Here is a 23,012-nt window from a genome sequence, read left to right on the forward strand (position 1 = left end):
TGGATGAACCGTGCTATCAGGGAAGTCCCACGATTCGGGGTTCGGATGATGTTTCGACTGACCGCATTTCTTGTTGCCGGGCTTTATCTTTGCCTGCTGATTGCCGGCGCCGATCATGGCCAGAAGCGATTTGGCCTGCGCGATGCGCCGCCTCCTGCCGACGCGCCGTCGCCGATGGCCGTTGCCGAGATCGCGCCCGCTGAAGTTGCCGCCGAACCTGCGCCGGCGCCGTCCGAAGTTGCCCACGCGGAACCAATCCCGCAGGGAGTCGCTTCCATGCCGCTGGTGAATCCGGCCTCGTTCCAGCCCGAAGAGGGGACAGAGGTCTTTTCCCTGGCCAACACCAATGCCGGCCTCATGGAGCTTGTGCCCGACGAAGCCGCAGCGGCGGCGTTGTCATCGGCGCCGGAAAGCCTGCCCGGGCCAGAAGAAACCCAGCCTGTCTGGGCCGTCGTCATGGCCGAAGCGGTGAACGTTCGCACCGGACCTTCCACCGCCGACAGCGTGGCGGGTCGGCTTGTGCGCGGCGATGAGGTGATGCTGGTCGGCCCGGACGTGGATGGCTGGGTGCCGGTGCGGATCGAAGGGGACGGCCTGGACGGCTATGTCGCCGCGCGCTTTCTGTCGCAGCTGACAGGCCAGTGATCGCAAGCACCACTGACCGGTTGACGCCGGCTGCGGCCTGACGCAAGCCGCTGCCGTCAATCGGGAAAGGTATGCCATGAGGGCGACGGGGCAGGGCCGCAGCGTGGTTATCACCGGCTGTTCGTCCGGTATCGGTCTGGACGCCGCGCGGGGATTGCGCATGCGGGGCTGGCGCGTGCTGGCGACTTGCCGGCAGGAGGCCGATTGCGAGCGGCTGCGCGGCGAGGGGTTCGAGAGCTTTCGCCTGGATTATGCCGATGAGGCGAGCGTGGCCTTGGGCGCCGAGATGGCCCTTGGCCTGACCAATGGGCGGCTGGATGCGCTGTACAACAACGGTGCTTTCGCCTGCCCCGCCGCGGTAGAGGACATTCCCCGCGGCCTTCTGCGCGAGATATTCGAGGTCAACCTGTTCGGCTACCACGACCTTGCCCGCCGGGTGATCCCGGCGATGCGGGCGCAGGGGCGCGGGCGTATCGTCAATTGCTCTTCGGTTCTGGGTCTGGTCGGCGTGAAGTGGCGCGGGGCCTATGTGGCGACGAAGTTCGCCATGGAGGGCCTGACCGATGTGCTGCGGATGGAGATGAAGGGCACGGGCATCGAGGTGATCCTGATCGAGCCGGGTCCGATCACCAGTTCGATCCGCGCCAACGCCATCCCGCATTTCGAGCGCTGGATCGACTGGAAGTCCTCGGCCCGAAGCGATGAGTACAATGCCCTCCTGCACCGCCTTTACGAAAGCCGCGGCCCGGACCGGTTCGAACTTCCGGCCAGCGCGGTGACGACAAAGCTGGTGCACGCGCTGGAAAGCCCGCGGCCGAAGGCGCGTTACTACGTGACCACGCCCACCTGGATTTCCGGAATTGCGCGACGGCTGCTGCCGACGCGGGGTCTGGACTGGCTGGTTTCGAAAGGCTGAGGCAGGCATGGACCTTTCCGGCGGCATCGCCATGATGACGGCGAAACGGGAGGACCAGGTGCCGGACCTTGTGATCTTCGACTGCGATGGCGTGCTGATCGACAGCGAGATCATCAGTGCGCAGATGCTTGTGACCGAGCTGGAGGGGCTGGGGGTTCGTATCGACCTGGCCTATGTCGCGCGGCATTTCCTGGGCCGCAGCTATCCTACCGTGATGGCGACGATCCGGGGCGAGTTCGGGCTGGATCTGCCGGGGGATTTCGAAGAGCGTTACCGCACCCGGTTGCTGGATGCCTTTGCGCGTGACCTGAAGATCATGCCGGGGGTGGCCGGGGTGCTGGATCGGCTGGCGGTCCCGTTCTGCATCGCCACCTCCTCTTCCCCGCGCCGTGCCGAGTTTTCGCTGAAGCTCGTGGGGCTTGGGCATCTGGCCGGGCCTCGCCTGTTCACCGCCTCGATGGTCGAGCGGGGCAAGCCGGCGCCGGACCTGTTTCTTCACGCGGCGGCGAAGATGGGGGCGGACCCGTCGAGCTGTCTGGTGATCGAGGACAGCCTGACCGGCGTGCGCGCCGCAAGGGCCGCGGGCATGGAGGTCTGGCGCTTCGTCGGTGGCAGCCACATGGGGCCGGATACGCCCGAGGAGCCCGAGGACGCCCGGCCCGACAGGAGGTTTGCTTCCTTCGCCGAGTTCTTTCAGATTGAGCCCGCATTGGGACCAAAGCCATGAACAAGTTCGACCCCGAACCCAGCCTTCAGGACGAAGCCGCTCGCGCGGGCTGGCTCTACTATGTGGGCGGGCTGACCCAGGACCAGATCGCGGCAGAACTGGGTGTCAGCCGTCAGCGCGCGCAGCGCCTGGTCAGCCGGGCCATGGCCGAGGGGCTGATTCATGTGCGGCTGAACCACCGCATCGGTGCCTGCATGGACCTTGAGCGGGCCTTGACCGACCGCTTCGGCCTGGTGCGGTGCCGCGTGGCGCCGGGCCTTGGTCCAGGGGGCGATCCAGTGGCCGGGATCGCCGCATCCGCGGCGGGGGAACTGGAGCGCTTCCTGCGCATGGCCGAGCCGCTTGTGATCGCGCTTGGCACTGGGCGGGCGATGCGGGGCATGGTCGACGCCATGGCGCCCATGGAGGCCGACCGGCACCGGCTGGTCAGCCTGATCGGCAACATCGCGCCCGATGGTTCAGCCAGTTTCTTCGACGTGGTGATGCGCATTGCCGACAAGGTGCGTGCGCCGCACTATCCGATGCTGGTGCCCGTGATCTCGCCCACGCCGGAAGAGAACGCCGCCTTCCACGCTCTTCCTCCCGTGCGTCGGGTGGTCGAACTGGCGCGGAAGGCCGATGTGGTGCTGGTCGGTGTCGGCCAGATGTCCGATGACGCGCCGCTCTTGAAGGATGGCTTCGTCAGCCGGGCCGAACTGGACCAGATGCAGGCCGCCGGAGCGGTGGGCGAGGTCGCCGGCTGGGTATTTGATTCGGCCGGCATATACCTTGATGTCGGCACCAATCGCCGCACGGGCGGGGTCAGAGTCGAGCCGGGGCTTGATCGGCCGGCCATCGGAATTGCAGCCGGCACGTCAAAGGCGCCTGCCATCGCTGCGGCGCTCAAATCTCGTATCATCAACGGCTTGGTGACAGACGACGTCACCGCCCGAACGATCCTGGCCGCCTGAACCTTCGCAGTTGCAGCGAAAGAGGGGGCTTGACGCAACGTGCCGCTGTGTGAGTATTTGCCCAGCTTGCGATGAATTGCTCAATCGCGGCTCTGGGAGGATAGATATGACACTGACGCTTCGCGCGCTTCTTGGCGCGACGGTTTCGTTCACCCTGGCGGGCGCCGCCCTGGCCGAAACCACCATCACCGTAGCCACCGTGAACAACGGCGACATGATCCGGATGCAGGGTCTGATGGACGACTTCTATGCCAAGCACCCCGACATCAAGGTCGAATGGGTGACGCTGGAAGAGAACGTCCTGCGCCAGAACGTGACCACCGACATCGCCACCGGCGGGGGCCAGTATGACGTGCTGACCATCGGCACCTACGAGGTTCCGATCTGGGGCAAGCAGGGCTGGCTCGTGTCGCTGAACGATCTGCCCGAATCCTATGACGTGAACGACCTGCTGCCGGCCATCCGCGGCGGCCTGACCGTGGACGGCAACCTGATGGCGGCGCCGTTCTATGGCGAGTCTTCGATGGTCATGTACCGCAAGGACCTGATGGAAGCCGCCGGCCTGACCATGCCCGATGCGCCGACCTGGGCCGACATCGAGAAGGCGGCGGCCGCGATGACGGACAAGTCGAAGGAACAGTATGGCATCTGCCTGCGCGGCAAGGCCGGCTGGGGCGAGAACATGGCCTTCCTGACCGCCATGTCCAACTCCTACGGCGCGCGCTGGTTCGACGAGGCCTGGGTGCCGCAGTTTGACCAGCCCGAGTGGAAGGCGACGCTGGAGAGCTACCTGAACCTGATGAACAACTACGGCCCGCCCGGCGCCTCGAACAACGGATTCAACGAAAACCTGACGCTGTTCCAGCAGGGCAAGTGCGGCATGTGGATCGACGCCACCGTCGCCGCTTCGTTTGTGACCGGCAAGGATTCCACCGTGGCTGACAAGGTGGGCTTCGCTCTTGCCCCGGACAACGGGCTTGGCAAGCGCGGCAACTGGCTTTGGGCATGGTCGCTGGCCATTCCGGCCTCTTCGCAGAAGCAGGATGCCGCCAAGGCCTTCATCGACTGGGCGACCAACAAGGACTATCTGGCGCTCGTGGCCAGCAAGGAAGGCTGGGCCAATGTGCCTCCGGGCACCCGGACATCGCTTTACGAGAATCCGGAATACGCCAAGGTTCCCTTCGCCAAGATGACGCTGGACTCGATCAACTCGGCTGACCCGACGAAGCCCACCGTCAAGCCGGTGCCCTATGTCGGTGTGCAGTTCGTGGCCATCCCGGAGTTCCAGGGCCTGGGCACCACCGTGGGCGAGATCTTCTCCGCCGCCCTTGCCGGCCAGAAGACGGCTGACCAGGCGCTGTCCGAAGCCCAGACCGCCGTCGCCGACGAAATGAAGGCCGCGGGCTACAACTGATCCTCCCGCCGGGTCCGGCCGTTGACCGGTCCCGGCGCCTTCGAAGGGCGGGCCCCTCCGTCCGCCCTTCGCTTTCGCCGCCCGGTCGGCCATCCAGACATCTGCGCCTCCATCCCGCGCCGCTCCCGGCCTTTCGGCCCGGCTCCTCTCTCCGGAGACCCCCATGTCGACGCAATCCACCCGCCTTGCCGCACGCGTGATGGTCGCGCCCTCGGTCATCCTGCTGTTCATCTGGATGATCGTGCCGCTGGCGATGACGCTGTACTTCTCGTTCCGCCTGTACCGTCTGCTTTCGCCCGAGCGCACCGGCTGGGTCGGCTTCAACAACTATGTCTGGTTCCTGAAGTCGCCCGATTTCTGGCTGGCCATCTGGAACACGCTGGCCCTGGTGGGGGGCGTTCTGGTCATCACCGTGGTGCTGGGCACGCTGATCGCGCTGCTGATCGACCAGCCGGTGAAGGGGCAGGGGATGCTGCGCATTCTGGTGATCGCGCCCTTCTTCGTGATGCCGCCGGTGGCCGCCTCGATATGGGAAAACCTGTTCATGCACCCCCAGAACGGCCTCTTCGCCGCCATCGCCCGCGGCTTCGGCGCGCAGCCGATCCTGTTCCTGGAACAGTATCCGATGTCCTCGATCATCGGCATCGTCGCCTGGGAATGGCTGCCCTTCGCCACGCTGATCCTGCTGACCTCGCTGCAATCGCTGTCGTCCGAACAACTGGAAGCGGCAGAGATGGACGGCGCCAGCGCGTTCAGCCGGTTCCGTTACATCATCCTGCCGCACATGACCCGCGCCATCACCGTGGTGATCCTGATCCAGACCATCTTCCTTCTGGGCATCTTCGGCGAAATCTACACAACCACCCAGGGCGGCCCCGGCTCGGCCTCGACCACGCTGCCCTACATGATCTTCAAGCAGGCCATCGTGGCAAAGGACATCGGCCGCGCCGCTGCCGGGGGCATCATCGCCGTGATCCTGGCCAACATCATCGCCTACTTCCTGATGCGCGGCATCGGCAAGAACCTCGACGCCTGAGGAGGACATCATGGCCCGCGCCCAATCCCCCCGCCGCCGTTGGCTCACCACGCTCGCCGCCTGGTTCGTCGCCCTGCTGATCTTCTTCCCCGTGCTGTGGATGATCCTGACCAGCTTCAAGACCGAAGCCTCGGCCGTCGCCTCGCCGCCGCAGTTCCTCTCGGCCGAATGGACGTTCGAGAACTATGCCGAGGTCTGGGCCCGGTCGGATTATCCGCGGTTCTTCTGGAACTCGGTCGTCATCTCGGTCGGCTCCACGCTTCTGGGCCTGGCCATCGCCATCCCCGCTGCCTGGTCCATGGCCTTCGTGCCGGGCAAGAAGACCAAGGACCTGCTGATGTGGATGCTGTCCACGAAGATGATGCCGGCTGTCGCGGTGATGATCCCGCTCTATCTGGTGTTCCAGCGCATCGGGCTCTTCGACACCAAGTTCGGCCTTGTCCTGGCCCTGATGCTGATGAACCTGCCGATCATCGTCTGGATGCTCTATACCTACTTCAAGGAAATCCCTGGCGAGATCCTCGAAGCCGCGCGGATGGATGGCGCCAGCCTCTGGAACGAGATCGTCCATGTCCTGACGCCGATGGCCGTTCCCGGCATCGCCTCGACCATGCTTCTGAACGTGATCCTCGCCTGGAACGAGGCGTTCTGGACCATCACGCTGACCACCACCAAGGCGGCGCCCCTCTCGGCCTTCATCGCCAGCTTCTCGGCGCCGCAGGGCCTCTTCTACGCGAAACTCTCGGCGGCCTCGGCCATGGCCATCATGCCGATCCTGATCCTTGGCTGGTTCAGCCAGAAACAACTCGTCCGCGGCCTGACGTTTGGCGCGGTGAAGTGAGGCACCAATGGGAAAGATCGTACTCAGCCAGGTCCGCAAGTCCTTTGGCGAGGTGGATGTCATCCCCGGCATCGACCTGTTGATCGAGGACGGCGAATTCGTCGTCTTCGTCGGCCCCTCGGGATGCGGCAAGTCCACGCTTCTGCGGCTGATCGCAGGGCTGGAGGACACGACCTCGGGCACCATCGCCATCGACGGCAAGGACGCGACCGACCTGCCGCCGGCCAAGCGGGGCCTGGCCATGGTGTTCCAGTCCTATGCGCTTTACCCGCACATGACGGTGCGCAAGAACATCGCCTTCCCGCTGAAGATGGCAGGCATGGATCAGGCCGAACAGGACAAGCGGGTGGACCGCGCGGCCAGGGTGCTGAACCTGTCCAGCTATCTTGACCGCCGACCCGGCCAACTGTCGGGCGGCCAGCGCCAGCGTGTCGCCATCGGCCGCGCCATCGTGCGCGAACCGGCGGCCTTCCTGTTCGACGAGCCGCTGTCGAACCTGGACGCCGCCCTCCGCGTGGGCATGAGGCAGGAAATCAGTGAACTGCACCAGTCGCTGAAGACCACGATGATCTATGTCACCCACGACCAGGTCGAGGCGATGACCATGGCCGACAAGATCGTGGTGCTGAACGCGGGCCGGATCGAGCAAGTTGGCTCGCCGCTGGAGTTGTATCACAGTCCGCGCAACCTGTTCGTCGCAGGCTTCATCGGCAGCCCCAAGATGAACTTCATCACCGGGGCCGAGGCGGCCAAGCACGACGCTCATACCATCGGCGTGCGTCCCGAGCACATGGAATTGCGCGACGGCGGCCCCTGGACGGGCAAGGTGGGCCTGTCCGAGCATCTGGGTTCGGACACATTCCTGCGCGTGGAAACCGCCGAGGCCGGCACCCTGACGGTGCGCGCCAACGGCGAGGTCGCCTTGCGCCACGGCGACCGCGTCAGCCTTGCCCCGCAGGCCGGCAAGATTCACCGCTTTGGCGCGGACGGAAAGGCAAAGGCATGAGGCTTCGGGGAAAACGCGCACTGATCACCGGCGCTGCGCGCGGCATCGGGCTGGAGTTTGCCCGCGCCTACATCGGCGAAGGCGCAACGGTCGCGCTGGCCGACATCAATGCTGAAGCCGTCGCGAAGGCCGCAGCGTCGCTTGGCCCGCAAGCCCATGCCGTGCAGATGGACATCACGCGCCAGGACTCGATTGATGCGGGCTTCGTCGAAGCCGTGGCGAAGATGGGCGGTCTGGACATCCTGGTGAACAACGCGGCGCTCTTCACCTCTGCGCCCATCGTGGACATCACCCGGGCCGATTATGAACGCCTGTTTGCTGTCAATGTCGCGGGCACGCTCTTCTGCATGCAGGCGGCGGCGCGGCAGATGATCGCGCAAGGCAAGGGCGGCAAGATCGTCAACATGGCCAGCCAGGCAGGACGGCGGGGCGAAGGGCTGGTGGCGGTCTATTGCGCCACCAAGGCCGCCGTCATCAGCCTGACTCAAAGTGCCGGCCTGAACCTGATCGCCCACGGCATCAACGTGAACGCCATCGCGCCCGGCGTGGTGGATGGCGAGCATTGGGACGGGGTGGACGCCTTCTTTGCGAAGTACGAGGGCAAGCCCTTGGGACAGAAGAAGAAGGAAGTGGGCGAGGCCGTGCCCTTCGGGCGCATGGGCACCGCTGCAGATCTGACCGGCATGGCGATTTTCCTCGCCACGCCGGAAGCCGATTACATCGTCGCCCAGTGCTTCGGCGTGGACGGCGGCAACTGGATGGCCTGACATGAACGCCTCGCTCCCACCCGTGATGATGCCGGCCTATGACCGATCGAAGCTGAAGCCGGGCATCGTCCACATCGGCCTTGGCAATTTCCACCGGGCGCACATGGCGGTCTATCTGGACGACCTGTTCGGCGTGGGCGACAGCCATGACTGGGCGATCCTTGGCGCCGGCGTCCGCGCGCCCGACGCTGCCATGCGCGACGCGCTGGTGGCTCAGGATTGTCTGTCCACGGTGATCGAACTCGACCCGAACGGCCGCCGTGCCCGCCGGGTGGGGGCGATGGTGGATTTCCTGCCCGTCCATCCGGATAATGCTGCCCTGATCGCGGCCATGACAGACCCGGGTATCCGTATCGTCAGCCTGACCGTGACCGAGGGCGGCTACTTCATCGACCCCGCCACCGGGCAGTTCGACCCCACCGCGCCCGAGATCGTGGCAGATGCGGCGAACCCGGCGCGGCCCGCGACCGCCTTCGGCGCGATCCTTGCCGCCTTGAAGGCCCGGCGCGCGGCCGGGGTCCAGCCGTTCACCGTGATGTCCTGCGACAACCTGCCGGGCAACGGCCACGTGACCCGGTCGGCCGTCGTGGGGCTGGCGCGGTTGTCGGACCCGGTGCTGGCGGATTGGGTCGAGGCCAACGTGGCCTTTCCCAATGGCATGGTGGACCGGATTACCCCCGCCACCGGCCCGCGCGAGCGGGCGATGGCGGCGGAGTTCGGGCTGAACGATCCGGTGCCGGTGACCTGCGAGCCGTTCCGGCAATGGGTGGTCGAGGACAACTTCCCCGCCGGCCGCCCGGCGCTGGAGAGGGTGGGCGTGACCTTCACCCCCCATGTCCATGCCTATGAGATGATGAAGATCCGGATCCTGAACGGGGGGCATGCGACCATTGCCTATCCGGGGGGGCTGATGGATGTGGAGTTCGTCCACGAGGCGATGGCCCATCCGCTGATCTCGGGGTTCCTGGACAAGGTGGAGAGGGAGGAGATCATCCCTTACGTCCCGCCGGTGCCGGACACCGACCTGGCCGCCTATTATGCCCTGATCCGCGAGAGGTTCTCGAACCCCGAGGTCATGGATACCGAGCGGCGGCTTTGCCTGGACGGGTCGAACCGGCAGCCCAAGTTCATCGTGCCCTCGATCCGGGATGCCTTGGCGGCGGGGGGATCGGTCGAGGGGCTGGCGCTGGTCTCGGCCCTTTGGTGCCGGTACTGTTTCGGGGTGACCGAGGGCGGGCAGGAGATTGCCCCCAACGATCCCAACTGGGACCGGCTGGTGCCGCTGGCCCGGGCCGCGAAGGAGGACCCGAAGGTCTGGCTGACCCTGCGCGAGGTCTATGGCGAGGTGGCCGGGGATGCCCGGTTTGCGGGGGCCTTCGAGGCGAAGCTGCGGGCCCTTTGGGCGCGGGGCACGGCGGCGGTTCTGGGGGAGTACCTGGGCTGAGGCTGGAGGGCGTCCGAGCTCGGACGCTTTGCTCGTCCCAATTATTTCAATGGGTTGCGTGGGCGAATTAACTTGGACTTAACTTCCGTCCCGCTTCCGATGGGTCGGGCGGGCAGTCCGCAGGGCTTTGCCCCAGGCTTCAGGCTGCGCGAGAGGCTGTTTCGGTCCGGATCGGCTGTGCTAGGCTGAACATGATCCTATTTTCGGCCGCAAGGCCAACCTGTCGTTCAGCGTATTGCGGAGGTCTGTCATGCCCGTGCCTGCCCATGACACCGCTTTGCTCCCCGGACCCTTGGCGGACAGCCTGACCGGCGGGTCAGGCCCCGACACGCTGGAGGGTCTTGGCGGCGACGACACGCTGTCGGGCCGGGGTGGCAGCGACCTGCTGGATGGAGGGGGCGACAATGACAGCCTGTCCGGGGGCGGTGGCAATGACAGCCTGATCGGCGGCACCGGTGACGACACGCTCGATGGCGGGTCGGGCAACGACACTCTGGACGGGGGCGATGGCAGCGACACCTATCTGGCTGGTGCCGCAGGCGATGTGATCAGCGACAGCGGCACGTTCGGTACCGATACCGTCCTGAGCCTGCGCAGCTATGCCCTGGGCATCGGGCTGGAGAACCTGGAGCTTCTGGGCACGTCGAACCTGAACGGGACGGGAAATGCCCTGAACAATCGCCTTCAGGGCAATTCCGGGGCCAACCGGCTGAATGGCGGCGCGGGCAACGACAATCTTCTTGGCGCGGCGGGTGAGGACACGCTGATCGGTGGCGGCGGGCTGGATAATCTGGTGGGTGGCGAGGGCAAGGACACGCTTTTCGGCGGCGCCGGCAACGACCGACTGGATGGCGGCGCGGAGGCCGACTTCCTGGACGGGGGCGAGGGCAGCGACACCTATGTCGTGGACGCCCTGGGCGACATCGTCAGCGAGACCGGAACCCTGCCTGGCGCGAACGATTCCGTGCGCACGGTACTGGCCGCGTTCACGCTGGGCGCCAACCTGGAAAGCCTGGTGTTCGAGGGATCGGGATCGTTCATCGGCACCGGCAATGCGTTGGACAACCTGATCCTCGGCGGGAGCGACGCCGCCACGCTGCATGGAGCTGCCGGCACTGACACGCTGCTCGGTGGTTCGGAAGGGGATATGCTGGACGGTGGGTCGGGCGCGGATTCCCTTGCGGGGGGCACCGGCGGCGATGTCTATATCGTGGACGATGCCGGTGACATCGTGAGCGAGACCGACACGCTGGCGGGGTCCATCGACACGGTTCACGCCCTCGTCAACGCCTATGCGCTGACGGCGAATGTCGAGGCGCTGGTGTTCACCGGATCGGGGGCCTTCTCCGGCTCGGGAAACGGGCTCGCGAATTCCGTCACCGGCGCTTCGGACGATGACACGCTGGATGGTGGCGACGGGGACGACACCCTGACCGGCAACACCGGGGCCGACCTTCTGGACGGCGGCGCTGGCGCGGATTCGCTTGTCGGCGGGACAGGCAGCGACACCTATGTGGTAGACAATGCCGGGGACCTCGTTGTCGAGACCGACACGCTGGCCGGTTCGGTGGACACGGTGCAGACCTTGCTGGCGTTCTTCGCGATTGGGGCGAATGTCGAGGCGCTTGTCTTCACCGGGGCGGGGAGTTTCACCGGCACCGGCAACGGGCTTTCCAACCGGATCGAGGGTGCGGCGGGCGATGACGTCCTGACCGGCGGCGACGGGCTGGATACACTGACGGGCGGCGCGGGGGCAGACACGCTGTTCGGGGGTGCAGGCAGCGACAGACTTGACGGCGGCACTGGCGCGGATTCGCTTGTCGGCGGGACAGGCAGCGACACCTATGTGGTGGACAATGCCGGGGACCTGGTTGTCGAGACCGACACGCTGGCCGGTTCGGTGGACACGGTCGAGACCTCGCTGGCGTTCTTCGCGATTGGGGCGAATGTCGAGGCGCTTGTCTTCACCGGGGCGGGGAGTTTCACCGGCACCGGCAACGGGCTTTCCAACCGGATCGAGGGTGCGGCGGGCGATGACGTCCTGACCGGCATCGACGGGCTGGATACGCTGACGGGCGGCGCGGGGGCAGACACGCTGTTCGGGGGTGCGGGCAGCGACAGACTGGACGGCGGCACTGGCGCGGATTCGCTTGTCGGCGGGACAGGCAGCGACACCTATGTGGTGGACAATGCCGGGGATCTGGTTGTCGAGAGCGACACGTTGGCCGGTTCGGTGGACACGGTGCAGACCTCTCTGACGGCACATGTGCTGGCCGCCAATGTCGAGGCTCTGGTGTTCACCGGCTTCGCCGATGTGACTGGCACCGGCAATTCGCTGGCCAATGCCATCAGTTCCGGCAAGGGGGCCGATACGCTCTTGGGCCTTGGCGGGAAGGACACGTTGTCGGCAGGCTTCGGCAGCGACCGGCTGCTTGGAGGCACCGGCGAGGACCTCCTTACCGGCGGCGATGGGTCTGACGGTTTTGTTCTTGAGGTAGCCGGAGGGACGGCTGACGATGATGTGGTTACAGATTTCATCTCGGGCAGCGACCGGATCATCTTTGACCAGGGCGGCAGCTTCCTGATCGGGGACGGCGATCTGGTGCTGGAAGCGGTGTTGACGCGAGCTGCGTCCGGCGGCTGGGCTTCGGGCAACGAGTTGGTGATCTTCACGCAGAACCTGGCCTCGCTGAGCACTTCTGCGGCGGCCGCCGCAGCGGGTTCTGCGACGGCGGCGGTGGCGGCTGGGCGCGACCAGGTGTTCGTTTTCGACACCGGCATCTCGACTGGGATCTTCCGCTTCACTTCGTCGGACGGCAATGCGGTGGTCAGTTCGTCCGAGTTGACCCTGCTGGCGACCCTTGATTCCTGCGCGGCCACAACAACGGCGGACTATCTGACCGGGCTGGTCTGACCGCATCGCGGCCCGGTGCGGGGCTGGCGGCTTTGACTGGCCGTGCCTATATTCCGGCCGTACCCGCACAAGGAGACGCGCGATGTTCTTCGTGGACCGCAAGAAGATGCAGATGGTTGCCGCGCAGGATGCCCTTCCGGGCCGGCCTGACCCGCTGCCGACCGCCGAGACGCATTTCATCTCTGGCCTGCCGCTGAAATCCCCCGTGCCCGAGGGCATGGAAGAGGCGATGTTCGGGATGGGCTGTTTCTGGGGCGTGGAGCGCAAGTTCTGGCAGCGCGAGGGCGTCTGGCTGACCATGGTGGGCTATGCTGGCGGCTTCACCCCGAACCCGACCTACCGCGAGACCTGCACCCAGTTGACCGGCCACAACGAGGTGGTGCGGGTGATCTATGACCCGAATGTCGTGAGCTATGAAGAACTTCTGAAGCTGTTCTGGGAGAACCACGACCCGACGCAGGGGATGCGGCAGGGCAATGACGTGGGCACGACCTACCGGTCGGGGATCTATACCTACACCGAGGCGCAGGCCGCGGCGGCCAAGGCCAGCAAGGCCACCTATCAGGCGGCGCTGACGGCGGCGGGGCGGGGGCAGATCACCACGGAAATCCTGCCCGTGCCGGTGTTCTATTTCGCCGAAGACTATCACCAGCAATACCTGGCGAAGAACCCCGACGGCTATTGCGGCATCGGCGGCACGGGCGTGACCTGCCCGATCGGCACCGGCGTTTCGGCCTGACTTGGCCCCCCGCGCCTTTGACCTGATCGTTCTGGGCGCGGGACCGGCGGGCGCCTCGGCCGCGGTGGAGGCACGGCGGCTGGGGCTTTCGGTGGCGCTGGTCGACAAGGCGCGGTTCCCACGGGACAAGCTGTGCGGTGGCGGCGTGACCGGCCGGGCGCAGGCGGCCTTGGCCGGGGTGTTCGGCGCGCTGCCGCGCGATCTGTTTCATGACGTGCGCCATGTGCGGCTGATGGCCGGGGCGCGGGTGATCGGCGACCACCCGGATGCGCCGGTGCTGGCCATGACCATGCGGCGGGCCTTCGATGCCGAACTGGTCGGGCGGGCGCTGGCGGCGGGGGCGGCGGATTTCACCGGGCGGCGCGCGGCGCTGGAATTGCCAGCGGTGGCGATGACGCTGGGGGATGGCACGGGGCTGACGGCGCGCGCGCTGATCGGGGCGGATGGCGTCAATTCGGCGGTGGCGAAGGCGCTGTTCGGCCGGGCCTTCGACCCGAAGGAGATCGGCTTCGCGCTGGAGACCGAGGTGCCGGGGCCGCCGGAGGCGGCGGCGGAACTGGACCTTGCGGCGGCGGCCTGGGGCTACGGCTGGGCCTTTCCCAAGGCGGGCGGGACGACGGTGGGGGTGGGCGGGGTCGCGGGGCGGAACGCCGACCTGCGACCGGCGATGGAGGCTTACCTGGCGCGGCATGGCGGGGCGGGGCTGAAGGTGAAGGGCCATCACCTGCCCTTTGGCGATGCGCGGCCCGATCCGGCGCGGGGCGCGGTGCTGCTGGCGGGGGATGCGGCGGGGTTCGTCGATCCACTGACCGGCGAGGGCATCGGCTGGGCGGTGACATCGGGGCAACTGGCGGCGCAGGCGGTGGCGGCGGCTTTGGCGGAAGGCCGGCCCGAGGGGGCGGGGCCGCGCTACCTGGCGGCGACGGCGCATCTGCGGGGCGAGTTGGCGCGGGCGCGGCGGCTGCGCGCGCTGGTCTATCATCCCTGGCTGCGGGCGCGGTGCATCGACCTTCTGGCGCGGGACATGCGGTTGCAGCGGCGCTTCCTGGCGCTTTTGGCCGGCGAGATGGATTATGCCGACCTGCGCCCCGCCCGCGTGCTGCGGCATCTGGCGCGGATGGTGCTGCGCGCCTGAGGACGAGGCGCCTTGACCGCAGCCACCTTGACCGCAGGCTGGGCGCGGCCTATCCCGCCCTGACCCGAGCCCGGAGGCCGACATGCCCACCTATTCCGCCCTGACCACGCTGCCCGGCGAAGAGCCCGCGCAGGGACTTGCCGCCGCGCTGGAGGATCTGGACGACGCGCCGCTCGGCGTGGGTGTCTTCGAGATCGAGGACGGATCGGGACTTTGGGAGGTGGGCGCCTATTTCGAGGAGGCGCCCGACGATATCGTGCTGATGATCCTGGCGGAGGCCTGGGGGGCCAAGCCCTTTGCCGTTTCGGAACTGCCCGAGATCGACTGGGTGGCCAAGGTGCGGCGCGAACTGTCGCCAGTGGAGGCGGGGCGCTTCTTCGTGTTCGGCAGCCATGACGCCGACAAGGTGCCGGAAGGGCGCATCGCCTTGCAGATCGAGGCGACGGTGGCCTTTGGCACCGGCCACCATGGCACGACGCTGGGCTGCCTGCGCGCCTTTGACCGGCTGTTCGACGAGGGCTTCCGCCCGGCCAATGTGGCCGACATCGGCTGCGGCACCGCGGTGCTGGCCATGGCGGCGGCAGCGGTGCTGCCTGAGGCAAGGGTGATCGCGAGCGACATCGACCGTGTGGCGGTGGATGTGGCCGAGGCGAATGTGGCGATCAACGGCCTGGCCGGGCGGGTTGAATGCCTGGAGGCCGCGGGGTTCGAGCACGCGGTGCTGCATGACGCGGCGCCGTTCGATCTGGTCTTTGCCAATATCCTGAAGGGGCCGCTGATCGAACTGGCGCCCTCGATGGCGGCTCACCTTGGCACAGGCGGCATCGCCATCCTGTCGGGGCTGCTGGTGGTGCAGGCCGAATCGATCATCGACGCCTATGTCGCGGCCGGGTTTACTCTCCTTTCGCGCGAGGACATCGGGGAGTGGTGCACGCTGGTGTTGCGGCGGAACTGAGGCGAGGGGCCGCCCTTCGGCCTTCATTGCCCTGAAATGGCCCGGACTGCCCAAATTCTGCCGTAATCATGGCGCATCACGGCCTTGGTGGGGGTCGGTGTGTTTGCTGGTGATGCCATGACCGACCCGAATATGCGGGATTTCTACAGCCGGGTTACCCGGATCGAGCGGACCCATGCCAAAGGCTATGCCTTTCTGGCCGAGGGGACGCTGGGGCGCACGCCGCGCCCTGCGCGACGCAGCCGGCTGGTTCCGGTTCTGCGGTCGATCATGTTTCTTCTGATGGGCGTGATCTGCCTGAAGGGCGTCCTGAACTATCAGGTCGGGCCCGATCTTTACGACCAGCGGGTCGAACGCCTTGCGGCGGGCGACGAGGTCGAGCGCATCGGCGCGGCGATCATGTGGGCCGATCCGGCCTCTGTCTGGGTGGCCGATCGCCTGCGCGACTGGATGCCGCCGCGCGGCTGAGGTGAAATGCGGAACGGCCGCCGTCGGGAGGAGACGGCGGCCGTCCGAGTGGCCCGCGATGCCTTTTCAGGCGAGGGAGGAGGGTGCGGGCCGGAAGGATCAGCGCCCGATCAGCTCGATGTCGCCGCGGCAGAGGCCGATATCGTCCAGCTCGCGATCCGAGAGGGCGGCAAGAGCCTTGCGGGTGACGCGGGCGTCGTTCCAGGCGGAGAGCTTCTCGCCGAACGATCCCAGCCCGTTCACCAGGCGGTAGACAGTGATGGCGCCGAACGGCGCCGGGCGCGACGCGTGAGTGGCGGCCATGGCTTTATCCTTTCAAAACTGCTCAACAGCGCAGCATATCTGCGCCATGCCGGCCAGATAATGCGGCGCCAGTAGAACGGCAAGCGGGGCGCCCTGCATGGCGGCCTTGCAAATGCTGCATGGCAGCATGCATGAAATTGACATGATTTCCGGCATTTGCGGCGAAGCGGTCGGTTTCCGCGGCTGCGGCGTCGCATTCCGGCGTAGATAGGGGGGCGCTGCCGCAGGGGCAAGTCCTTGGACCTATCCCTGGCGTGATGCAGGGTGTGCAGGGTGCGGCATTGCGGCCATAGGGTCGGATGCGGCTGGCGAAAGCATTTGGTGGGCGTTCCCGTTTCGTGCTAGTCCTTGGGCCAAGCGGTGCAATCCGCGCGGGGCAAGGGGGCAGCATGCGTGTTCTGGGGATCGACCCCGGCTTGCGGAATCTGGGCTGGGGCGTGATCGATGTGGCGGGCGCGCGGCTGACGCATGTGGCGAATGGCATCTGCCATTCCACCCCAGGCGAGGAGGAGGGCGATCTTGCGCTGCGGCTTCTGTCGCTGCATGGCCAGCTGACCGAGGTGGTCGCCCGCTTCGCGCCGGATGTGGCCGCCGTGGAGCATACCTTCGTGAACAAGGACGCGGTGGCGACGCTGAAGCTGGGCCAGGCGCGGGGCATCGCGCTGCTGGTGCCGGCGCAGGCGGGGATTGCGGTGGGGGAATATGCGCCGAATGCGGTGAAGAAGACGGTGGTGGGCGTGGGCCATGCCGCCAAGCAACAGGTCGATCACATGGTGCGTCTGCACCTGCCCGGCGTGCAGATCGCCGGGCCGGATGCGGCGGATGCGCTGGCTGTGGCGATCTGCCATGCGCATCATGTGCAATCGGCCGGGCGGCTGCAGGCCGCGTTGAGAAGGGCGGCGGGATGATCGGGCGCATCTCTGGCCGGCTGGACTGGCGCGGGCCTGACCACGTGCTGATCGACGTGCGCGGCGTGGGCTACATCGTCCATGTCAGCGACCGGACCCTGGCCGCATTACCCGGCGTGGGCGAGGCGGTGTCGCTATATACCGACCTCATGGTGCGCGAGGACCTGCTGCAGCTGTTCGGTTTTCCGACCATGCTGGAGAAGGAGTGGCACAAGCTTCTGATGACGGTTCAGGGCGTGGGCGCCAAGGCCAGCATGGCGATGCTGGGCACGCTGGGGGCCGAGGGCGTGGCGCGCGCCATTACCCTGGGCGATGCGCGCGCCATCCAGGCCGCGCCGGGCGTGGGGCCGAAGCTGGCGCAGCGCGTGATCCTGGAACTGAAGGCCAAGGCGCCGGCGGTCATGGCGCAGGGCGTGGCCTTGTCGGCCGCCGTGCCGGATGCGGTGATCGAGGATGTCCCCGCCGCCCCGGCGCCGAAACCCGCACGCAAGGCCGCGCCGCCGCCTGCTGCCGTGGCCCGCGCCGCCGCCACGGCCGATGCGCTTTCGGCGCTGACCAACCTGGGCTATGGCCCCGGTGACGCGGCACAGGCGGTGGCCACGGTGGCATCCGAGGCGCCGGAGGCCGACACCGCGACGCTGATCCGGTCGGCGCTGAAGCTGTTGATGCCGCGCTAGCCGGGCGCCGGGCCGGGGTCTTGAGCCGTGCCCTTCGTGCGCCCATATCCTCGCCTCGGAGGTGCGGGATGACGGGCTATTTCAAGACGGCGCTCTTGATGGCGGCGATGACGGCGCTGTTCATGGGCATGGGCGCGCTGATCGGCGGGGAGGGCGGGGCCATCGCGGCGTTGGCGATTGCGGCGGCGATGAACCTGTTCACCTGGTGGGGCTCTGACAAGGCGGTGCTGCGCATGTACGGCGCGCGCGAGGTGGGGCCGGACCACGACCTGGCGCGCATGGTGCATGACCTGGCCGACCGGGCCGGCCTGCCGCATCCCAAGGTGTTCATCATCGACCAGGCGCAGCCCAATGCCTTTGCTACGGGGCGCAACCCGCAGAACGCGGCGGTGGCGGCGACCACCGGGCTGTTGCAGCGGCTGTCGCGTGACGAGATCGCGGGGGTGATGGCGCATGAACTGGCGCATATCCGGAACCGCGACACGCTGATCATGACCGTCACCGCCACCTTTGCCGGTGCGGTTTCCTTCCTGGCCAACATGGCCTTTTTCTTTGGCGGCAACCGCGACCGCGAGGGCGGCTTCCTGGGCCAGTTGGCGCTGATGATCCTGGCGCCGCTGGCGGCGGCATTGGTGCAAATGGCGATCAGCCGGTCGCGGGAATACGAGGCCGACCGGGTGGGGGCCGAGATCTGCGGCCAGCCGCGCGCACTGGCCTCGGCCCTGTTGCGCATCGAGCGCATGGCGCAGGGCATCGACTATGCCGCCGCCGAGCGCAACCCGGCCACGGCGCACATGTTCATCATCAACCCGCTGCATGCCCATGCGCGCGACAGGCTGTTTTCCACCCACCCCGCCACCGCCAACCGGGTGGCGGCGCTGGAGAAGATGGCCGTTGCCGCGCCGGTTTCTTCCAGCCGCATCCCCTCGACCCGTGGTGGGCGGCCGGGGCCCTGGGCCTGATCTCTGGCTGGCCCCGCCCCTGCGACGGCGGGCCTTGCATCGTCGCCTCTGTTCGGGGATTGTTCCGCCAAACCCTGGCGGAACCATGTCTGATCCCCTGCTGACCCCCGAAAAGCTGCCCGAGGATTCCGACCGCGCGCTGCGCCCGCAGTCGCTGGGCGAATTCGTGGGTCAGGCCGAGGCGCGGGCGAACCTGGCCGTCTTCGTGGAAAGCGCGCGGCGGCGGGGCGAGGCGATGGATCACACGCTGTTCCACGGTCCGCCCGGCCTGGGCAAGACCACGCTGGCGCAGATCATGGCGCGCGAACTGGGCGTGGGGTTCCGCATGACATCCGGCCCGGTTCTGGCCAAGCCCGGCGATCTGGCGGCGATCCTGACCAATCTGGAACCGCGCGACGTGCTGTTCATCGACGAAATTCACCGCCTGTCGCCGGTGGTCGAAGAGGTGCTCTATCCGGCGATGGAGGATTTCGCGCTGGATCTGGTGATCGGCGAGGGGCCGGCTGCGCGCACGGTGCGCATCGACCTGCAACCTTTCACGTTGGTGGGGGCCACTACGCGGCTGGGGCTGTTGACCACACCGCTGCGCGACCGCTTCGGCATCCCGACGCGGCTGAGCTTCTATACCGAAGACGAGCTTTTCCTGATCGTGGCGCGTGGCGCGCGGCTTCTGGGGGTGGAGGCCGACGAGGGCGGCTGCCGCGAGATTGCGCGGCGGGCGCGGGGCACGCCGCGCATTGCCGGGCGACTCTTGCGGCGCGTGGTGGATTTCGCGGTGGTCGAGGCGGGGGGCAAGGTCAGCCGGGCGCTGGCCGACCGGGCGCTGACCCGGCTGGGGGTCGATCACCTGGGGCTGGATGGCGGCGACCGGCGCTATCTGACGCTGATCGCCGAGAATTACGGCGGCGGGCCGGTGGGGGTGGAAACCCTGTCGGCCGCGCTGAGCGAGGCGCGGGATGCCATAGAAGAGGTGATCGAGCCCTACCTGCTGCAGCAGGGCCTGATCCTGCGCACCCCGCGCGGCCGGATGCTGGGCGCCAAGGCCTGGCGCCACCTTGGGCTGGAAGCGCCCAAGGGGCCGGGCCAGGCGGACCTTTTTGAAGGCTGATCAGCTGACGATCAGGTCGTCCGATCCCGAAAGCTGCAGCACTTCCACCCCGGCGACGACGACCCAGCGGTTCGGCGACAGGGTGAACAGCACGCCATCGGCGGTATCGATGCCGAGGGCGAGAAGCTCGTCCGTCGATGACAGGCCGAAATTCGCAAACAGGATCGTGTCCACGCCGAGTTCGAAATCGTCGATGTAGTCGGTGAAGGGCTGGGTGTCCGCGCCTGAAATGACGAAGCGGTCGGCACCCTGGCCGCCGGTCATCTCGTCGCTGCCAAGGCCACCGTTCAAGGTGTCGTTGCCATCGCCGCCGAACAGGCTGTCCACCCCGGCATGACCTTGCAGCGTGTCGTTGCCGGCCCCACCGTCGATGCGGTCATCACCCTGTCCGCCCATGGCGAAATCGTCGCCGTCTCCGCCGGACAGGCGGTCATTGTCGATGCCGCCGTCGAGGCTGTCGTTGCCATCGCCTCCGGTCAGCGTGTCGAAGCCTGCCCCGCCGCGGATCGAGTCATTGCCCGTCCCGCCGTTCAGGAGATCGTTGTCGCGTTCACCGTTCAGGAAATCGTTGTCCGCGCCGCCGAAGAGCGAGTCGCGTCCGCGCCCGCCGGTCAGGCCATCGTTGCCCGCCCCGCCGTAGGCCTCGTCGTCGCCGAGGTAGGCGGGGCCGAAATCGTCGGCCCAGATGTTGTCGTCGCCCGCGCCGCCGTAGATCAGGTCGTCGCCGCTGCCGCCGTAGATCCAGTCGCGGTCGACACCGCCGTAGCCTTCGTCGTGGCCGGAGCCGAGCACGATCACGTCTTCGCCAATGCCGCCGAAGATGAAGTCTGATGGGCCGCCGCCGAACAGGTTGTCGCCGCGGATCGTGCCCTTCATGTATCCGCCGGAATAGTTTGTGTGGCTGTAGTTCTCCTGCGCCCAGTCGGCCATGACGAGGTTCACCGCCGCCCGCATCGAACCGGCGCGCGCCAGGTCGAAGGCGGCGTTGAAGGTATCCCGGTCGAGCAGGGTAAAGTTCGAATCGGCGATCATGACCGCCTTGCCCAGCGACGGGTCGCCTTCATAGGTGTTGTAGTGGTCGATCTCGCCCGTCAGCATCCGGCCATTCGCGTCGAAGCTGAGATTCGTGCCGCTGACCCGAACCGTATATGTGCCGTTGGTCAGGGTGAACTGCGTGGAATCTGACGAGGTCACCGTCGTTCCGCCCATGAAGAGGGTCTCGGCAATATCGCGGTAGGGCACACTCCAGAATTGAAGGAAGCTCGGCATCTCAATCCTCTTTCCATGTAAAACAGTTGCAGGTTAGCCGAAAACACGGCAGGGCGCTGCGGGAAAACTCAGGAGGCCGGATGGACGCCCAAGCCATTGCTTCGCTGTTCACCCGTGGCGACGGGTCCTACCTCTGTGCACGGTGGGGCCGGCCGATCGTGCCGGTGGTCTTTGGCTGCGACGATGCCACGCTGGCCGTGATGAAGGGGGCGATCGAGGCGGTGGTGCGGCTTGCCGGGCACAGCATGGCCGAGACGGACCCCGAGCTTGGCGCGAACCTGATGATCTTCTTCTTCCGCGATTGGGAAGAACTGGTGGAGGTGCGCGACCTCGACCGGCTGGTGCCGGACCTGATGCCCTTGTGCGCGCGGCTGTCCGCCGAGGGGGCGAACCAGTACCGGCTGTTCCGGTTCGATCAGGCGGGGGCGATCCGCGCGGCCTTCGTCTTCCTGCGGGTCGATGCGCATCTGGCCGAGGTGCCGGCCGAGGTGCTGGCCCTCGCGCAGGCGGTGCAGATCATCCTGCTGTGGTCGGACACCGCGTTTCGTGCCCATCCGCCGCTGGTGCGTGACGAAGGCCGCACCATCCTGCGCCCGGACATCGCCGGGGTGATCCGCGCGGCCTATGATCCGGTGATGCCGCCGGTGGCCCGCGATGCCAGCCACGCGCTGCGGCTGGCGGCGCGGCTGTGAGGGAGGCCGACCTTTACCCCGACATCAAGGCGTTCCTTGAAGGTCAGGGCTATGAGGTCAAGGCCGAGATCGGTGCCTGCGATGTGATGGCCCTGCGCGACGGCGATCCGCCGGTGATCGTCGAGATGAAGCTGACCTTCTCGCTGGCGCTGGTGTTGCAGGGGGTGGCGCGTCAGGCGCTGTTCGAGACGGTCTATCTGGCCGTGCCCGCGCCCAGGAAGGGCTGGCCGGCGCGTTACGGCGATATCGTCGCTCTGTGCCGCCGGCTTGGACTGGGGCTTCTGGTCGTGACGCCGGGGCAGGGGGTGGAGGCGCATCTGGACCCCGGACCCTATCGCCCGCGCCAGAATGCCGCCCGCGCCGGGCGGCTGTTGCGCGAGTTCCAGCGCCGGGTGGGCGATCCCAACGAGGCCGGCACAACGGGTGTCAAGCGGATGACGGCCTATCGTCAGGACGCGCTGCGCTGCCTTGTGCGGTTGGCCGATGGCCCGTTGAAGGGCGCCGAGGTGGCGCGGATGTCCGGGGTCGGCAGGGCGACCGCATTGATGCGGGCCGACCATTACGGCTGGTTTCAGCGCCATGCGAAGGGGGTCTACGGCCTGACGCCGCGCGGGCAGGCGGCCCTGGCCGACCATGCCGCCATGATTGCCGCGCTTACGGCACCGGGACGGTAGAGATCGACATCTTGCCCGAGCCCTGCGTCAATTCGCTGGCATGGGCGAGGTAGATCAGCGTGCGGTTCTTCTCGTCCCAGATGCGCGTGACCTTCAGCGACTTGAAGATCAGCGAGCGGCCCTCGGAAAAGACATTCTCGCCATCGCCGCTGCGGTCGATGGCGCCTAGCACCACCGGGCCGGTTGCGGCGCAATCCACCGCGGAATAGGACGGGTCCTCGAACCAGTTGCCCTGGCTGAGCCTGTCGATCACCGAGCGAGAGAAATAGGCGACATGGCAGGTCACGCCTTGCACCTTGGGGTCGTCAAAGGCTTCGACCACCACGTCATTGCCCACCCAGTCCACACCGACGCGGCCGACTTCCTCGGCCTGGGCGGCAAGGGGGGCTAGCATCAGGGCGAGCCCGGCAAGGAAGGTTCTGGACATGGGCAGACTCCGAAAGGGACCGTCAGAATGTGGGC

Annotated in this window: 24 protein-coding genes; 21 read left to right on the forward strand and 3 right to left on the reverse strand. The window is 67.1% G+C overall.

Annotated elements, in window-relative coordinates; genetic code table 11:
* Positions 1 to 276 precede the first annotated feature (276 nt).
* From JO391_RS00650 to JO391_RS00730, 15 genes are all read left to right on the forward strand, one after another.
* A complete protein-coding gene (locus JO391_RS00650) occupies positions 277 to 645 on the forward strand; it encodes an SH3 domain-containing protein (protein WP_220662300.1) in 369 nt (122 codons plus the stop codon).
* A 76-nt stretch (positions 646 to 721) separates the two neighbouring features.
* Complete coding sequence (locus JO391_RS00655; protein ID WP_220662301.1) at positions 722 to 1,561, forward strand: SDR family NAD(P)-dependent oxidoreductase; 840 nt, start codon at positions 722 to 724, stop codon at positions 1,559 to 1,561.
* A gap of 7 nt (positions 1,562 to 1,568) precedes the next feature.
* Positions 1,569 to 2,288 (forward strand): HAD family hydrolase, encoded by a 720-nt coding sequence (locus JO391_RS00660; protein WP_259444779.1) that lies wholly within the window; start codon positions 1,569 to 1,571, stop codon positions 2,286 to 2,288.
* Positions 2,285 to 3,238: a sugar-binding transcriptional regulator gene (locus JO391_RS00665; RefSeq protein WP_220662302.1), complete on the forward strand. Its 954-nt coding sequence runs from the start codon at positions 2,285 to 2,287 to the stop codon at positions 3,236 to 3,238. The genes JO391_RS00660 and JO391_RS00665 overlap by 4 nt, the downstream gene beginning before the upstream one ends.
* 106 nt (positions 3,239 to 3,344) lie before the next feature.
* Positions 3,345 to 4,652, forward strand: a complete 1,308-nt coding sequence (locus JO391_RS00670; RefSeq protein WP_220662303.1) for an ABC transporter substrate-binding protein — start codon at positions 3,345 to 3,347, stop codon at positions 4,650 to 4,652.
* 163 nt (positions 4,653 to 4,815) lie between these two features.
* On the forward strand, positions 4,816 to 5,688 hold the full coding sequence (locus JO391_RS00675) for a carbohydrate ABC transporter permease (RefSeq protein WP_220662304.1): 873 nt from the start codon (positions 4,816 to 4,818) through the stop codon (positions 5,686 to 5,688).
* Positions 5,689 to 5,698: 10 nt separating this feature from the next.
* Positions 5,699 to 6,529 carry a carbohydrate ABC transporter permease gene (locus JO391_RS00680; protein ID WP_220662305.1) on the forward strand — a complete coding sequence of 277 codons (831 nt, stop codon included), beginning with the start codon at positions 5,699 to 5,701 and terminating at the stop codon, positions 6,527 to 6,529.
* Between the two features lie 7 nt (positions 6,530 to 6,536).
* Entirely contained in the window at positions 6,537 to 7,535 is a 999-nt protein-coding gene (locus JO391_RS00685) for an ABC transporter ATP-binding protein (RefSeq protein WP_220662306.1), read from the forward strand.
* On the forward strand, positions 7,532 to 8,302 hold the full coding sequence (locus JO391_RS00690; RefSeq protein WP_220662307.1) for an L-iditol 2-dehydrogenase: 771 nt from the start codon (positions 7,532 to 7,534) through the stop codon (positions 8,300 to 8,302). Before JO391_RS00685 ends, JO391_RS00690 begins: the two co-directional genes overlap by 4 nt.
* A gap of 1 nt (position 8,303) precedes the next feature.
* Complete coding sequence (locus tag JO391_RS00695) at positions 8,304 to 9,746, forward strand: mannitol dehydrogenase family protein (RefSeq protein WP_220662308.1); 1,443 nt, start codon at positions 8,304 to 8,306, stop codon at positions 9,744 to 9,746.
* 250 nt (positions 9,747 to 9,996) lie between these two features.
* The gene (locus tag JO391_RS21670; protein WP_310795057.1) at positions 9,997 to 12,660 is read left to right on the forward strand and encodes a beta strand repeat-containing protein; all 2,664 of its coding nucleotides are present in this window, start codon (positions 9,997 to 9,999) and stop codon (positions 12,658 to 12,660) included.
* An 82-nt stretch (positions 12,661 to 12,742) separates the two neighbouring features.
* Positions 12,743 to 13,399 carry a peptide-methionine (S)-S-oxide reductase MsrA gene (gene msrA / locus JO391_RS00715; RefSeq protein ID WP_220662309.1) on the forward strand — a complete coding sequence of 219 codons (657 nt, stop codon included), beginning with the start codon at positions 12,743 to 12,745 and terminating at the stop codon, positions 13,397 to 13,399.
* A gap of 1 nt (position 13,400) precedes the next feature.
* On the forward strand, positions 13,401 to 14,534 hold the full coding sequence (locus JO391_RS00720) for a geranylgeranyl reductase family protein (protein ID WP_220662310.1): 1,134 nt from the start codon (positions 13,401 to 13,403) through the stop codon (positions 14,532 to 14,534).
* 82 nt (positions 14,535 to 14,616) lie between these two features.
* Complete coding sequence (locus tag JO391_RS00725) at positions 14,617 to 15,489, forward strand: 50S ribosomal protein L11 methyltransferase (RefSeq protein WP_220662311.1); 873 nt, start codon at positions 14,617 to 14,619, stop codon at positions 15,487 to 15,489.
* Between the two features lie 117 nt (positions 15,490 to 15,606).
* Entirely contained in the window at positions 15,607 to 15,957 is a 351-nt protein-coding gene (locus tag JO391_RS00730) for a hypothetical protein (RefSeq protein WP_220662312.1), read from the forward strand.
* 99 nt (positions 15,958 to 16,056) lie between these two features.
* On the opposite strand, the gene JO391_RS00735 is transcribed toward JO391_RS00730, so the two are convergent.
* Positions 16,057 to 16,260, reverse strand: a complete 204-nt coding sequence (locus tag JO391_RS00735; RefSeq protein WP_220662313.1) for a DUF1127 domain-containing protein — start codon at positions 16,258 to 16,260, stop codon at positions 16,057 to 16,059.
* Positions 16,261 to 16,649: 389 nt separating this feature from the next.
* On the opposite strand from JO391_RS00735, the gene ruvC reads away from it, so the two are divergent.
* The 4 genes from ruvC (at position 16,650) to ruvB (ending at position 19,915) form a co-directional block, all read left to right on the forward strand.
* Entirely contained in the window at positions 16,650 to 17,168 is a 519-nt protein-coding gene (gene ruvC, locus JO391_RS00740) for a crossover junction endodeoxyribonuclease RuvC (protein ID WP_220662314.1), read from the forward strand.
* Positions 17,165 to 17,845: a Holliday junction branch migration protein RuvA gene (gene ruvA / locus JO391_RS00745; RefSeq protein ID WP_220662315.1), complete on the forward strand. Its 681-nt coding sequence runs from the start codon at positions 17,165 to 17,167 to the stop codon at positions 17,843 to 17,845. Before ruvC ends, ruvA begins: the two co-directional genes overlap by 4 nt.
* A 68-nt stretch (positions 17,846 to 17,913) precedes the next feature.
* On the forward strand, positions 17,914 to 18,807 hold the full coding sequence (gene htpX / locus JO391_RS00750; RefSeq protein WP_220662316.1) for a zinc metalloprotease HtpX: 894 nt from the start codon (positions 17,914 to 17,916) through the stop codon (positions 18,805 to 18,807).
* An 85-nt stretch (positions 18,808 to 18,892) separates the two neighbouring features.
* A complete protein-coding gene (gene ruvB, locus JO391_RS00755; RefSeq protein WP_220662317.1) occupies positions 18,893 to 19,915 on the forward strand; it encodes a Holliday junction branch migration DNA helicase RuvB in 1,023 nt (340 codons plus the stop codon).
* Here the strand turns inward: ruvB and JO391_RS00760 are convergent, their stop codons facing one another.
* A complete protein-coding gene (locus JO391_RS00760; protein ID WP_220662318.1) occupies positions 19,916 to 21,184 on the reverse strand; it encodes a calcium-binding protein in 1,269 nt (422 codons plus the stop codon).
* Positions 21,185 to 21,264: 80 nt separating this feature from the next.
* Here JO391_RS00760 and JO391_RS00765 point away from each other — a divergent pair, with 80 nt between their 5' ends.
* A complete protein-coding gene (locus tag JO391_RS00765) occupies positions 21,265 to 21,876 on the forward strand; it encodes a hypothetical protein (RefSeq protein ID WP_220662319.1) in 612 nt (203 codons plus the stop codon).
* Positions 21,873 to 22,550, forward strand: coding sequence for a DUF2161 family putative PD-(D/E)XK-type phosphodiesterase (locus JO391_RS00770; RefSeq protein ID WP_259444780.1), 678 nt, complete (start codon positions 21,873 to 21,875; stop codon positions 22,548 to 22,550). Before JO391_RS00765 ends, JO391_RS00770 begins: the two co-directional genes overlap by 4 nt.
* Here JO391_RS00770 and JO391_RS00775 read toward each other — a convergent pair.
* Positions 22,531 to 22,977 carry a CreA family protein gene (locus tag JO391_RS00775; protein WP_220662320.1) on the reverse strand — a complete coding sequence of 149 codons (447 nt, stop codon included), beginning with the start codon at positions 22,975 to 22,977 and terminating at the stop codon, positions 22,531 to 22,533. The two genes, JO391_RS00770 and JO391_RS00775, sit on opposite strands and share 20 nt — an antisense overlap.
* Positions 22,978 to 23,012: the final 35 nt, after the last annotated feature.

The sequence above is a fragment of the Neotabrizicola shimadae genome (assembly GCF_019623905.1).
GTDB classification, from domain to species: Bacteria; Pseudomonadota; Alphaproteobacteria; order Rhodobacterales; family Rhodobacteraceae; genus Neotabrizicola; species Neotabrizicola shimadae.

Excerpts from the sequence above, each read along its gene's own strand:
- JO391_RS00650 (WP_220662300.1), top strand. The coding sequence starts at position 277 with ATGCCGCTGGTGAATCCGGCCTCGTTCCAGCCCGAAGAGGGGACAGAG.
- JO391_RS00655 (WP_220662301.1), top strand. The coding sequence starts at position 722 with ATGAGGGCGACGGGGCAGGGCCGCAGCGTGGTTATCACCGGCTGTTCG.
- JO391_RS00660 (WP_259444779.1), top strand. The coding sequence starts at position 1,569 with ATGGACCTTTCCGGCGGCATCGCCATGATGACGGCGAAACGGGAGGAC.
- JO391_RS00665 (WP_220662302.1), top strand. The coding sequence starts at position 2,285 with ATGAACAAGTTCGACCCCGAACCCAGCCTTCAGGACGAAGCCGCTCGC.
- JO391_RS00670 (WP_220662303.1), top strand. The coding sequence starts at position 3,345 with ATGACACTGACGCTTCGCGCGCTTCTTGGCGCGACGGTTTCGTTCACC.
- JO391_RS00675 (WP_220662304.1), top strand. The coding sequence starts at position 4,816 with ATGTCGACGCAATCCACCCGCCTTGCCGCACGCGTGATGGTCGCGCCC.
- JO391_RS00680 (WP_220662305.1), top strand. The coding sequence starts at position 5,699 with ATGGCCCGCGCCCAATCCCCCCGCCGCCGTTGGCTCACCACGCTCGCC.
- JO391_RS00685 (WP_220662306.1), top strand. The coding sequence starts at position 6,537 with ATGGGAAAGATCGTACTCAGCCAGGTCCGCAAGTCCTTTGGCGAGGTG.
- JO391_RS00690 (WP_220662307.1), top strand. The coding sequence starts at position 7,532 with ATGAGGCTTCGGGGAAAACGCGCACTGATCACCGGCGCTGCGCGCGGC.
- JO391_RS00695 (WP_220662308.1), top strand. The coding sequence starts at position 8,304 with ATGAACGCCTCGCTCCCACCCGTGATGATGCCGGCCTATGACCGATCG.
- JO391_RS21670 (WP_310795057.1), top strand. The coding sequence starts at position 9,997 with ATGCCCGTGCCTGCCCATGACACCGCTTTGCTCCCCGGACCCTTGGCG.
- msrA (WP_220662309.1), top strand. The coding sequence starts at position 12,743 with ATGTTCTTCGTGGACCGCAAGAAGATGCAGATGGTTGCCGCGCAGGAT.
- JO391_RS00725 (WP_220662311.1), top strand. The coding sequence starts at position 14,617 with ATGCCCACCTATTCCGCCCTGACCACGCTGCCCGGCGAAGAGCCCGCG.
- JO391_RS00730 (WP_220662312.1), top strand. The coding sequence starts at position 15,607 with ATGACCGACCCGAATATGCGGGATTTCTACAGCCGGGTTACCCGGATC.
- JO391_RS00735 (WP_220662313.1), bottom strand. The coding sequence starts at position 16,260 with ATGGCCGCCACTCACGCGTCGCGCCCGGCGCCGTTCGGCGCCATCACT.
- ruvC (WP_220662314.1), top strand. The coding sequence starts at position 16,650 with ATGCGTGTTCTGGGGATCGACCCCGGCTTGCGGAATCTGGGCTGGGGC.
- ruvA (WP_220662315.1), top strand. The coding sequence starts at position 17,165 with ATGATCGGGCGCATCTCTGGCCGGCTGGACTGGCGCGGGCCTGACCAC.
- htpX (WP_220662316.1), top strand. The coding sequence starts at position 17,914 with ATGACGGGCTATTTCAAGACGGCGCTCTTGATGGCGGCGATGACGGCG.
- ruvB (WP_220662317.1), top strand. The coding sequence starts at position 18,893 with ATGTCTGATCCCCTGCTGACCCCCGAAAAGCTGCCCGAGGATTCCGAC.
- JO391_RS00760 (WP_220662318.1), bottom strand. The coding sequence starts at position 21,184 with ATGCCGAGCTTCCTTCAATTCTGGAGTGTGCCCTACCGCGATATTGCC.
- JO391_RS00765 (WP_220662319.1), top strand. The coding sequence starts at position 21,265 with ATGGACGCCCAAGCCATTGCTTCGCTGTTCACCCGTGGCGACGGGTCC.
- JO391_RS00775 (WP_220662320.1), bottom strand. The coding sequence starts at position 22,977 with ATGTCCAGAACCTTCCTTGCCGGGCTCGCCCTGATGCTAGCCCCCCTT.